This window comes from Acrocarpospora catenulata (assembly GCF_018476525.1).
Classification (GTDB): domain Bacteria; phylum Actinomycetota; class Actinomycetes; order Streptosporangiales; family Streptosporangiaceae; genus Acrocarpospora; species Acrocarpospora catenulata.
The window spans coordinates 1-11,823 of sequence record NZ_JAHCST010000111.1 but is presented as its reverse complement, the minus strand read 5'-3'; the positions used below and the strand labels follow the sequence as shown (position 1 = coordinate 11,823).

Genomic DNA, 11,823 nt, shown 5'->3' with positions numbered 1-11,823 from the left:
AATGCTCCTGGCCAACATTCACATGAATGTCAACCAAAGGAATCCGTCAAAAATGACGGGGTTGTGCATCATGCACTGGCTTTTAGCACACTGTTGAGTTCTCAAGAAACGCACACGTTCTCCCGAACCAGAAGGAATCAGGGTTCCTGCCGCTCGGGGGTGTTTCTATTCTCCGGAGCTCGTCGATCTCTGTCAAATCAATTGATTTGACGTCCGATCATCCTTGCTCCGTCCCTCTCGCCGGGTGACTGGAGCCCGTAGCAGGGCGCCCGGTTCCCCGGTTGAGTAGTGAGGGAGTGCGAGGGGCCTTGCGATCCGACCCCCTCCCGGGTTCCGGCGCGTTCCCATCGCGTACAAGAACATTAGCACCCCGACGGGGATGCCGCGAGCTACTTCGGTAACCAATGAATCATTCCCTGCCCACGACTCGCCAAACATCGAGGGCCCGAAGGAGATCCTCCAGGCCCTCGATACGGCGGCGGGTCAGGCCGGCAGCGCCGCTAGCTGGGCTTCCAGCCGGGCGATGTCCTGCTCGGCCTGGGCGGCCCGGGCCCGGACCTTGCTCACCACGTCCTCCGGAGCCTTCGCCATGAACTGCTCGTTCCCGAGTTTGCCGGTCACCTGGGCCTGCTCCTTGCGGGCCACGGCGAGATCCTTCTCCAGGCGCTTGCGCTCGGCCGCCACGTCGATGGCCCCCGCCGTGTCGATCTCCACGGTCACCCCGCCGACCGCCAGCCTCGCGGTGGGCGTGAACGACTCGGGCTCCTCCTCCAGCCGGAGCAGCGCCCGGATGGAGCCCTCGTGCGCGGCCAGCGCCGTACCGGACAGGGAGAGGCGGGCGGCGACGCGCTGGCCGGGCTTGAGTCCCTGGTCCGAGCGGAAGCGGCGGACCTCGGTGACCAGGGTCTGCAGCGACTCGATCTCGGCCTCGGCGCCAGGGTCGGCGTGGGCCGCGTCGGGGACCGGCCAGGCGGCGACTACCAGGGACTCCTGGCCGGTGAGCGCGCGCCACAGCTCCTCGGCGACGAACGGGACGAGCGGATGGAGGAGCCGGAGCAGCGCGTCCAGCACGTGGCCGAGCACTCGCTTGGTGTTCTCCGCCGTCGGGCCGCCGGCGGCGATCTGGATCTTGGCGAGTTCCAGGTACCAGTCGCAGACCTCGTCCCAGGCGAAGTGGTACAGCGCGTCGGAGATCTTGGCGAACTCGAAGTCCTCGAAGGCGGTGTCCACCGTCTCGGTGACCGTGCGCAGGCGGGACAGGATCCACCGGTCGGCGGGGGTGAGCTCGTCCGGCAGCCCGGTGGAGACCGCGCCGTTCATGAGCGCGAACCGGGTGGCGTTCCAGATCTTGTTGCAGAAGTTCCGGGAACCGGCCGCCCAGTCCTCGGAGATCGCCACGTCCGAACCGGGGTTGGCGCCGCGGAGCAGGGTGAACCGGGTGGCGTCGGCGCCGAAGCGCTCGATCCAGTCCAGCGGGTCGACCACGTTCCCGAATGACTTGGACATCTTCTTGCCGAACTGGTCGCGGACCATGCCGTGCAGGGCCACGGTGCGGAAGGGCGGCTCGCCGTCCATCGCGTACAGCCCGAACATCATCATCCGGGCGACCCAGAAGAACAGGATGTCGTAGCCGGTGACCAGGACCGTGGTCGGGTAGAAGCGCGCCAGGTCCTCGGTCTGCTCGGGCCAGCCGAGGGTGGAGAACGGCCAGAGCGCGGAGGAGAACCAGGTGTCCAGGACATCCGGATCCTGGACGTAGCCCTCGGGGGCCGTCTCGTCGGGGCCGACGCAGACGACCTCGCCCTCCGGCCCGTACCAGACCGGGATGCGGTGGCCCCACCAGAGCTGGCGGGAGATGCACCAGTCGTGCATGTCGTCGACCCAGTCGAAGTACCGCTTGGCCAGCTCCGGCGGGTGGACGCGGGTGCGGCCGTCGCGGACGGCGTCGCCGGCCTCCTTGGCCAGCGGGCCGACGTTGACGAACCACTGGAGCGACAGACGCGGCTCGACCACCGTCTTGCAGCGCGAGCAGTGGCCGACGGCGTGCAGGTACGGCCGCTTCTCGGCGACGATGCGGCCTTCGGCGCGGAGCGCGGCGACCACGGCGGGGCGGGCCTCGAAGCGGTCGAGCCCCTGGAAGGGCCCGTGCGCGGTGATCACACCGCGCTCGTCCATGATGGCCAGGGAGGGCAGGTTGTGGCGACGGCCGATCTCGAAGTCGTTCGGGTCGTGGGCGGGGGTGACCTTGACGGCGCCGGTGCCGAAGGCCGGGTCGACGTGGTCGTCGGCGACGATCGGGATCATCCGGCCGGTCAGCGGCAGCTCGACCTCGCGCCCGATCATGTGGGCGTAGCGCTCGTCGGACGGGTTGACCGCGACCGCGGTGTCGCCGAGCATCGTCTCGGCCCGGGTGGTGGCGACGATGATCTCGTTCTCGCCCGACCCGTACCGGATGGAGACGAGCTCGCCCTCGTCCTCGCTGTGCTCGACCTCGATGTCGGACAGGGCGGTCAGGCAGCGGGGGCACCAGTTGATGATGCGGTTGGCCCGGTAGATGAGGCCGTCGTCGAAGAGCCGCTTGAAGATCGTCTGGACCGCGCGGGAGAGCCGCTCGTCCATGGTGAAACGTTCCCGGGACCAATCGACGCCGTCGCCGAGCTTGGTCATCTGGCCGAGGATGCGCCCGCCGGACTCCTCCTTCCACTGCCAGACCCGCTCGACGAACGCCTCGCGGCCGAGATCGTGCCGGGAGAGGCCCTCCTTGGCGAGCTCGCGCTCGACCACGTTCTGGGTGGCGATGCCGGCATGATCCATGCCCGGCAGCCAGAGGGTCTCGAAGCCGCGCATCCGGGCGCGCCGCGACAGCGCATCCTGAATGGAGTGGTCAAGGGCATGCCCGACATGCAGCGACCCGGTAACGTTCGGCGGCGGAAGCACGATGCTGTACGGCTCACGCCCGCTGCCCGGGTCCGCTGCGAAGTATCCGGCCGCTACCCATCGCTCATAGCTGGGGGCCTCGACATCGGCAGGGGCGTACTGGGTAGGAAGCTCAGGCGTCGTCACGCTGCCTAATTCTAGGAGCACTCAGCCGTACACCCGCCGCGATTTGGCTCGCCCCGGTTCAGGCGGACTTCTCCCGCGGGGCGCGCTGCTGCTTGAGCTGGTCCCGTGGGATGAGCGTGGGGTTGACGTGCTCCAGCACGGCCTCCCTGGTGATCACCACGCGGGCCACGTCCTGCCGGGAGGGCACCTCGTACATGACGGACAGGAGCACCTCCTCCAGGATGGCGCGCAGGCCGCGGGCGCCGGTGCCGCGCAGGATGGCCTGGTCGGCGATGGCCTCCAGGGCGTCGGCGGTGAACTCCAGCTCCACGTTGTCCAGCTCGAAGAGGCGCCGGTACTGCTTGACCAGCGCGTTGCGCGGCTCGGTGAGGATCTGGATGAGGGCTTCCCTGTCCAGGTTGTGCACGCTGGTGATCACGGGGAGCCGGCCGACGAACTCGGGGATCATGCCGAACTTGAGCAGGTCCTCCGGCATGACGTCGCTGAAGATGTCGGAGGCGTCGATCTCCTCCTTGGACCGGATGATGGCGTTGAAGCCGATCCCCTTCCGGCCCACCCGGGACTCGATGATCTTCTCCAGGCCCGCGAAGGCACCACCGCAGATGAACAGCACGTTGGTGGTGTCGATCTGGATGAACTCCTGGTGCGGGTGCTTGCGCCCGCCCTGCGGGGGCACGCTGGCGGTGGTGCCCTCCAGTATCTTCAGCAGCGCCTGCTGCACACCCTCGCCGGAGACGTCTCGCGTGATCGACGGGTTCTCGCTCTTGCGGGCGATCTTGTCGACCTCGTCGATGTAGATGATGCCGGTCTCGGCCTTCTTGACGTCGTAGTCGGCGGCCTGGATGAGTTTGAGGAGGATGTTCTCCACGTCCTCCCCGACGTACCCGGCCTCGGTGAGCGCGGTGGCGTCGGCGATGGCGAACGGCACGTTCAGCATCTTGGCCAGGGTCTGCGCCAGCAGGGTCTTGCCGGAGCCGGTGGGGCCGAGCAGCAGGATGTTCGACTTGGACAGCTCCAGGCCGTCGTCCCGGCCGCGTTCGCCGGACTGCACCCGCTTGTAGTGGTTGTAGACCGCGACGGACAGGGCCTTCTTCGCCTTGTCCTGGCCGATCACGTAGGCGTCGAGGAACTCGTAGATCTCGCGGGGCTTGGGAAGGTTGTCCCACTTGAGCTCGGAGGACTCGGAGAGCTCCTCTTCGATGATCTCGTTGCAGAGGTCGATGCACTCATCGCAGATGTAGACGCCTGGTCCGGCGATGAGCTTCTTGACCTGCTTCTGGCTCTTGCCACAGAACGAGCACTTGAGCAGGTCTCCCCCGTCGCCGATGCGTGCCACCCCAGATACTCCTTTGCGTGGGACCGCCCTGCTGACGCGGTCCGTTTCTTCCGCGCCAGTCACTTCGGTGCGAAAACGTCATCCCGCTCAGGTTTCGACGTTACCGTCTCCCGGGCCCTCAGTGAGCCCCCTAGCGGCGAGTCGCACCGGAACGTGCCCTCTTGGGCACCGTTCCGGTGCGCATGACCTAGTTAGGCCTTCACCGCCACGGCCTGACGCTTGCGGGACGGGATGATGTCGTCCACCAGCCCGTACGCCTTCGCCTCCGCCGCATTGAGGATCTTGTCGCGCTCGATGTCGCGGCGAATCTCCTCAGACGACTTACCTGTGTGCTTTGCCACGATATCCTCCAGAAGCGTCCGCATCCGGAGAATCTCCCGAGCCTGGATCTCAATGTCCGATCCCTGACCGCCACCCTCGGTGGACGGCTGGTGGATCAGCATCCGCGCGTTCGGCAGCGCGAACCGCTTGCCCGGCGTGCCACCCGCGAGCAGCACCGCCGCCGCCGAGGCCGCCTGCCCGAGGCAGACGGTCTGGATCTCCGGGCGGACGAACTGCATCGTGTCGTAGATGGCCGTCATGGCGGTGAACGACCCGCCCGGCGAGTTGATGTAGATGCTGATGTCCCGGTCGGGGTCGAGCGACTCCAGGGTCAGCAGCTGCGCCATCACGTCGTTGGCGGACGCGTCGTCGATCTGCACCCCGAGGAAGATGATGCGGTCCTCGAAGAGCTTGTTGTAGGGGTTCATCTCCTTGACGCCGTACGTGGTGCGTTCGACGAACGAGGGGATGATGTAGCGGCCGTTGATGTCACCCGGCCTGATCAGGTCACTCACTTCGGAAGCTCCAGTCATGAGACAGCGCCCTCCGAGGGCACCTGCCGCGCGCTGCGCACGACGTGGTCGATGAAGCCGTAGTCCTTGGCCTCCTCGGCCGTGAACCAGCGGTCCCGGTCGGAGTCCCGCTCGATCTGGTCGATCGGCTGCCCGGTGTGGAAGGCGATACGCTCGGCAAGGGTCTTCTTGACGTACAGCATCTGCTCGGCCTGGATCGCGATGTCGGCCGCCGTGCCGCCGATGCCGCCGGACGGCTGGTGCATCATGATGCGGGCGTTGGGCAGCGCGTACCGCTTGCCGGGCGCGCCGGCGCAGAGCAGGAACTGGCCCATCGACGCGGCCAGGCCCATTGCCACCGTGCACACGTTGTTCGGCACGTACTCCATCATGTCGTAAATCGCCATGCCGGCCGTCACTGAACCGCCGGGAGAGTTGATGTAGAGCCAGATGTCACGGTCCGGGTTGTCTGCGGCGAGCAGCAGCAGTTCCGCGCAGAGCCGGTTGGCGACCTCGTCGTTGACCTGGGTGCCGAGCACCACGATGCGCTCGCGCAGCAGCCGCTGGTAGAGCTGGTCCTCTAGCCGGAATGCGCCATTCGGCTGCGCCTGCGACTCGGGCCCGAAAGTGGTGGGCGAGAAGAAGGTCGGCGGGCTGGTCACAGCGTCACCTTCCGATGCGTCGTAATCGATTGGCTTTGCTTGTGACCCTAACCCCAGCAACGGACCCCTCATGCCCGCTCATGATGCTGTTCGCTGACGGCGCATGGAGGGGCAAGCCCATTTTGTACGTGTTTATTGCCAATCCTCTGGATCGGCGGGGCCGGAAAGACGAACGGCCCCCGGTGGATGTCCACCGGGGGCCGGAACGCGTGAAGTTACTCGGCGGCGGCGCCCTGCTGTGCGGCGGGGTTGAGCTCGGCGTAGATGGCCTGGATGTCGACGTCGTTGCCGTCGGTGTCGGTCACCTTGGCGGCGTCGCCCACGACGGTCTTGGCCTTCTCCCGGACGATCTCCATCATGGCCAGGGTGAGCTGGTCGTTGTCGGCCAGGTGCTGGGCCAGAGTGTTGGGCGCCACGCCCAGCTGGGCGGCCCGGCGGACCACGAAGTTGGTGAGCTCCTCCTCGCTCACCCCGATGTCCTCGGCCTTGACGATCTTGTCGAGCACGAAGCCCGACTTCAGGGCCTTGGCGGAGTTCGTCTCGAACTCGGCGAAGCGCTCGTCCTCGGTGGTCTGGTAGAGACGGAAGTACGCCTCACGGCTGAGGCCGCTCTCCTGGATCTGGTGGTCCAGGTTGTGCTTGCGGGCGTCGATCTCGGCCTTGAGCGCGCTCTCCGGCAGCGGGATGTCGATGCTGTCCAGCAGCGCGTCCACCGCCTTCTCCCGGAGCTGCACGACCTGCTCGATCAGCTTGTTCCTGCGGCTCTGCTCGCGCACGCTGTCCCGCAGCTCGGCCAGCGAGTCGAACTCACTGGCCAGCTGGGCGAACTCGTCGTCCAGCTCGGGCAGCACCTTCTCCTTGACCGACTTGACGTTGATGATCACGTCGGCCTCCTCGCCGGCGTTCTCGCCGCCGACCAGGGTGGTGCGGAAGGTCTTCTCCTCGCCCGCCGACAGGCCCTCCAGGGCGTCGTCCAGGCCCTGGAGCACCGAGCCGGCGCCGACCTCGTAGGAGACGTCGGCGGCCTGCTGCTCGTCCAGGTTCTGGCCGTCGATCTCGGCGCGCAGATCCATCACCACGAAGTCACCGCGGGCGGCCGGGCGCTCCACGCCGGTCAGCGTGGCGAAGCGCTGGCGCAGGCCCTCCAGCTGGAGGTCGATGTCCTCGTCGGAGACCACGGCGGGGTCGACCACGATCTCGGTGCCCTCGTAGGAGGGCACGTCGAAGGCCGGACGCACGTCCACCTCGGCGGTGAACTCGACCTGCGTGCCGTCCTCGATCTTGGTGACCTCGATCTCCGGCGGGCTCACCGGGAAGACGTCGATCTCGTCGACGGCCTGGCCGTACAGCTTGGGGAGCGCGTCGTTGAGGGTCTCCTCCAGCACCACCGCGCGGCCGAAGCGCTGCTCGATGATCCGGGCCGGAACCTTGCCGGGGCGGAAGCCGGGGACGCGCACCTGCTGCGCGACCTTCTTGTAGGCGGCCTGCAGGCTCGGCTCTAGCTCCTCGAACGGCACCTCGACGGTGAGCTTCACCCGAGTGGGGCTGAGCTCCTCGACAGCGGTCTTCACTGGGTGGTCTCCTTGATCAAGCATCTGGTGATCGCGGGCACGTGATCCACAGCTCCTCAGGCACGTCGCGCGCGCCCACGCGGAAAGGGCGGATGGGCGAATGGGCATGCTCCACTGCGGCGGGTGTCCAGCGCCAAACTGCAGTCTAGGGCAGACCGGCACCCGACAGCGACGACTCAGAGCTCCTGCGCGATCTTTCTGAGGATGTCAATGGTCTCCGCAGGGGTGGTGCTGACCGCGCAGAGCCGTTCCATGACCTCGCTGTACCGATCCACTTCCTCGCGTTTGTCGAGGTACAACGCGCTGCCGAGCTGTTCGACATAGATGATGTCGGGGAGCTCGGCGTCCGGGAAGCGGAGGATGCTGAACGCGCCGCCCTCGGCGGCGTGGCCGCCGAAGTTGAAGGGCATCACCTGGATCGTGACATTCGGCTGGTCCATCAGCTCGATCAGGTGCTGGATCTGCCCGCGCATCACGTCGATGCCGCCGATCGGACGGCGCAGCGCGGCCTCGTCGATGACCGCCCAGAACGTCGGGCGGCGCTGGCCCTCCAGCACGCGCTGGCGTTCCAGCCGCAGGTCGACGCGGCGGGAGATCTCCTCGGGGGCGGCGCCCACCGCGCCCGCGGTGATCACGGCGCGCGCGTACTCCTTGGTCTGGAGCAGGCCGGGGACGAACTGGACCTCGTAGGTGCGGATGCGCTCCGCGGCCTCCTCCAGCCCGACGTAGGCCTGGAACCAGGAGGGCAGCAGGTCGTTGAAGCGGTGCCACCAGCCTGGCTCGTTGGCCCGTTCCACCAGGTCCAGGATGGCGCCGCGGGCGTCGGCGTCGGCCACGCCGTACAGCGTCAGCAGGTCGGCGACGTCGCGTTCGCGGAAGCTGACCCGGCCGAGCTCCATGCGGCTGATCTTGGACTCCGAGCCGCGGATGAGGTGGCCGGCGTCGTGTCGGGTGATGCCCTTCTCCTCGCGCAGCTTGCGCAGCTGCGTGCCGAGGAGGATGCGGAGGGCCGTCGGACCTTGTCCCTGTTGGGTGAATGTCACGGCGCCCTCCCTCTCAACTTGGTTGTGTCGCCGGGACGCCGCCGCAGCGACATCACCGCACGCCCAGCCCACACAGTGTCACCACTTCCGGCCACGAAGACAAGGTCTGAAGTTCGTGTCCATTTCACAGGGACGCAATGATTCACGCAACTGCACGGGGCAACTGCACGTGCATTTGGGTCTTGCAGGGCGAGTGCGGTTGACCCATGATGGCGTAGTGCATATTGGGCCAAACGTGCACTAGTTCTCAAATCTGGCGAGCGGGAGGAGCGGGGCAGGATGTTGGACAATCCCATATCCGCCCGCGACATGGGGTTTGAGCGGTTACTCCGGGATGCACCGGACTCCCAGGCTACGACATGCCCGCTCCGCCCCCAGGCTGATTCGGTGAAGACCGCCCGCGATGTCACCCGGTCGACCCTCCGGGAGTGGGGACTTTCGGAGCTGACCGACGACGCGACCCTGGTGGTTTCGGAACTGGTGACGAACGCCGTCCGTTACGCCCTGTATCCGTTAGATCGCGCGGTCGACCAGCCGATCACCCTCATGCTGTTACGGCTCGCGCCGCACGTCCTGCTGGCCGTCGCCGACCCGAGCGACGAGGCCCCCACCCCCAAGGAACCGGACTTCGTCTCCGAACACGGGCGCGGGCTGTACATCGTGGAAACCTACAGCCAGGCGTGGGGCTGGGACGTCCTGTCCGCCGGCGGCAAGGCGGTCTGGGCGCTCTTCCGTACCGAGGACTGAAACTTTATCTATCACGGTTGAGTTATATAAAGCCTGCTTGATAAACAGGTGTTGTGCACGCGTTCGACGTTCTCGGCGATCCGGTACGCCGCCGGATCCTGGAGCTCCTGGCGGCGGGCGAACAGAGTTCGGGCGAGATCACCACGACCATCCGGGCCGAGTTCGGCATCTCCCAGCCAGGCGTCTCCCAACATCTCCGAGTGCTCCGAGAGAGCGGTTTCACGACGGTGCGGCCCGAGGGCACCAGGCGGCTCTACGCCGTGCGGAGCGAGGCCCTGCGCGAGGTGGACGTGTGGCTCGATCAGTTCCGGCGATTCTGGGACCAGCGGCTGGACGCGCTGGGCACCGAGCTGGCCCGGGGCCGGCGCCGACACGCGAAGGAGACAGAGAGTTGATCGACATACTGCAGCAGATCGCCGCCATCCAGCGGGAAATCGGGGGCAAGCCCGGGGAAACGGTTTCGGCCGTAACACGTCGGACATATCCGGCGGACATCGCGGACGTCTGGGACGCGATCACCGATCCCGAGCGCTTGAAGCGGTGGTTCCTTCCGGTCACCGGGGAGTTCCGGGTGGGCGGGCGGTTCCAGGTCGAGGGGAACGCCGACGGGCAGATCCTGGCCTGCGAGGAGCCCTCGCTACTGCGGGTGTCGTACGGCCACGAGACCAGCATCGTCGAGATCCGGCTGACCGCCGAGGAGGCGGGGACCGTGTTCGAACTCGAGCACGCCGTGCCGGTGGCGCTGGCGGGAAGTGTCGCGGGAGCGCTCTACGTGGGGCCCGGGTGGGATGGCGCGCTGCTCGGGCTCGGGCTCTACCTGGCCGGGGAGGAAAGCGGCGATCCGGTCGCGGCGGCCAACTCGCCGGAGACGATCGAGTTCTCCCGCCATTCCATTTCGGCATGGGAGCAGGCGCTGCGGGCCAGCGGCCTGGCCACCGAGGAGGAGATCGCGGCAGCGGTCGAGGCGGCCCGGGCGCAGTTCGCCCCTTGATCACGCTTTCAGGTGCCGGATTGCCGCGCATGTGCTCGGACGTGTGACAGCCCGTTCCACCGTGGAACGCCCAAGGAACGCCGGAATGTGAGAGGAGTTCGTACCAGATAACGAAAAGGACACGCCAATGCGTGAAGTGTGCATTCTTCCGTATGCGGCGCGGGAGAAGCCCGGCAACGGGCGGCCCCAGCGCCCCGAACCGGGCGCGGGACGCCGCCCACGGCCCGCCTCTCCGGGGGTAAGGCGGGACACCCGGCGTCCGGGACCTGGCCGCCGCACCGACACTCCCCCTTCCCGGCGCGCCTCGGACGGTGGTCGGCCATGAGAACGGGACGCCTGACGGCACTGCTCACCACCACCCTGCTCTCCGTCGGCCTGCTGTCGGCCGGGGCGACCACGACCACGGCCTTCGCCGCCACGAACACGGCCTTCGCCACGAACACCAACAAGGGCACCATCACCGCCTGGGGTCTCAACGACGTCGGCCAGGTCGGGGACCGAACCACCGTCAACCACCCGACTCCCGTCGATGTCGGCAGGCTGCCCAATTCTCCCTACCGTTCTGGATATGTCCGGCAAGTGGCGGTGAGCGGTGAGTTCGGGGCCGGACTCGGGATCGATCAGCGTCTGTACGTCTGGGGCAAACTCCCCATGGGAGAGGTGACCCTTTCCCCGAAGGTCGTGGACGCGCCTGGAATCACCCAGTTCTCCCTCGGTGCGAACCACATCCTGGCGCTGGCCCATGACGGAACGGTCTGGGCCTGGGGCGAGAACCTCTACCGCCAACTGGGCGACGGCACCCAGATCGGGCGCGCCACGCCGCAGCGCGTCGCCGGCCTCACCGATATCGTCCAGGTCGCCGCCGGTTACCGGTACAGCCTCGCGCTCGCCGCCGACGGGACGGTCTGGGTCTGGGGCCACAACGGCTACGCGGAACTCGGCGACGGAACCACCGTCAACCGCCCGACCCCCGTCAAACTGTCCGGCCTCACCGGGGTCGTCCAGGTGGCCGCCTCCCCCACCGGCGTGCATTCGATGGCATTACGCTCCGACGGGAGCGTATGGGCCTGGGGCAACAACGCGGCCGGTCAACTCGGCGTGGGCGGGTCCGTACCGCGATATGTCCCGACAAGGGTGCCCGGTCTCACCAACGCCACCCACATCTCCGCCGGTCAGCGCTCCAGCTTCGCCATCGCCGACCCGGCACGAACCGTGTACGGCTGGGGTGCCAACACCTCCGGCCAACTGGGCGACGGCACCCGGTCCGAACGCCGGACCCCCGTGGCGGTGCCGCTGACGGATGTCGTACAGGTCGAGGGAGGCGGCGGCGCCACCACCGCGGCCGTACGCGCGGACGGAACCGTCTGGACCTGGGGTTCCAACGCCTCCGGAGCCCTCGGCACCGGCACCCCGTCCGACCACGTCACCACCCCCACCCCGGTCCCCGGCCTCACCCAGGCACTCCAACTCGCCGTCGGCACCGCCACCATCACCACCCTGATCGACGTCCACACCCCCCCCCCCCCCCCCCCCCCCCCCCCCCCCCCCCCCCCCCCCCCCCCCCCCCCCCCCCCCCC

General features: G+C 67.7%; 10 protein-coding genes. 4 read left to right on the top strand and 6 right to left on the bottom strand.

Going from position 1 to position 11,823, the window contains the following annotated elements:
- Positions 1-483: 483 nt before the first annotated feature.
- From KIP79_RS45350 to KIP79_RS45325, 6 genes are all read right to left on the bottom strand, one after another.
- Positions 484-3,063, bottom strand: coding sequence for a valine--tRNA ligase (locus tag KIP79_RS45350; RefSeq protein WP_308170243.1), 2,580 nt, complete (start codon positions 3,061-3,063; stop codon positions 484-486).
- Positions 3,064-3,121: 58 nt separating this feature from the next.
- Complete coding sequence (clpX, locus tag KIP79_RS45345; RefSeq protein ID WP_214111278.1) at positions 3,122-4,399, bottom strand: ATP-dependent Clp protease ATP-binding subunit ClpX; 1,278 nt, start codon at positions 4,397-4,399, stop codon at positions 3,122-3,124.
- 191 nt (positions 4,400-4,590) lie between these two features.
- Positions 4,591-5,253 (bottom strand): ATP-dependent Clp protease proteolytic subunit, encoded by a 663-nt coding sequence (locus KIP79_RS45340; RefSeq protein ID WP_214111277.1) that lies wholly within the window; start codon positions 5,251-5,253, stop codon positions 4,591-4,593.
- Entirely contained in the window at positions 5,250-5,894 is a 645-nt protein-coding gene (locus tag KIP79_RS45335) for a ClpP family protease (protein ID WP_214111276.1), read from the bottom strand. Before KIP79_RS45335 ends, KIP79_RS45340 begins: the two co-directional genes overlap by 4 nt.
- 215 nt (positions 5,895-6,109) lie before the next feature.
- Positions 6,110-7,465: a trigger factor gene (gene tig / locus KIP79_RS45330; protein ID WP_214111275.1), complete on the bottom strand. Its 1,356-nt coding sequence runs from the start codon at positions 7,463-7,465 to the stop codon at positions 6,110-6,112.
- 176 nt (positions 7,466-7,641) lie between these two features.
- Positions 7,642-8,508 carry a Sco1979 family transcriptional regulator gene (locus KIP79_RS45325; protein WP_214111274.1) on the bottom strand — a complete coding sequence of 289 codons (867 nt, stop codon included), beginning with the start codon at positions 8,506-8,508 and terminating at the stop codon, positions 7,642-7,644.
- Between the two features lie 279 nt (positions 8,509-8,787).
- Between KIP79_RS45325 and KIP79_RS45320 the strand changes: the two genes are divergently transcribed.
- From KIP79_RS45320 to KIP79_RS49085, 4 genes are all read left to right on the top strand, one after another.
- Complete coding sequence (locus KIP79_RS45320; RefSeq protein WP_214111273.1) at positions 8,788-9,255, top strand: ATP-binding protein; 468 nt, start codon at positions 8,788-8,790, stop codon at positions 9,253-9,255.
- Between the two features lie 53 nt (positions 9,256-9,308).
- Entirely contained in the window at positions 9,309-9,650 is a 342-nt protein-coding gene (locus tag KIP79_RS45315) for an ArsR/SmtB family transcription factor (RefSeq protein ID WP_214111272.1), read from the top strand.
- The gene (locus KIP79_RS45310; protein WP_214111271.1) at positions 9,647-10,246 is read left to right on the top strand and encodes an SRPBCC family protein; all 600 of its coding nucleotides are present in this window, start codon (positions 9,647-9,649) and stop codon (positions 10,244-10,246) included. The genes KIP79_RS45315 and KIP79_RS45310 overlap by 4 nt, the downstream gene beginning before the upstream one ends.
- Positions 10,247-10,567: 321 nt before the next feature.
- Positions 10,568-11,823: RCC1 domain-containing protein (locus KIP79_RS49085; protein WP_372453762.1), on the top strand; the 1,256-nt coding region annotated here is incomplete at its 3' end.

Excerpts from the sequence above, each read along its gene's own strand:
- KIP79_RS45340 (WP_214111277.1), bottom strand. The coding sequence starts at position 5,253 with ATGACTGGAGCTTCCGAAGTGAGTGACCTGATCAGGCCGGGTGACATC.
- KIP79_RS45320 (WP_214111273.1), top strand. The coding sequence starts at position 8,788 with ATGTTGGACAATCCCATATCCGCCCGCGACATGGGGTTTGAGCGGTTA.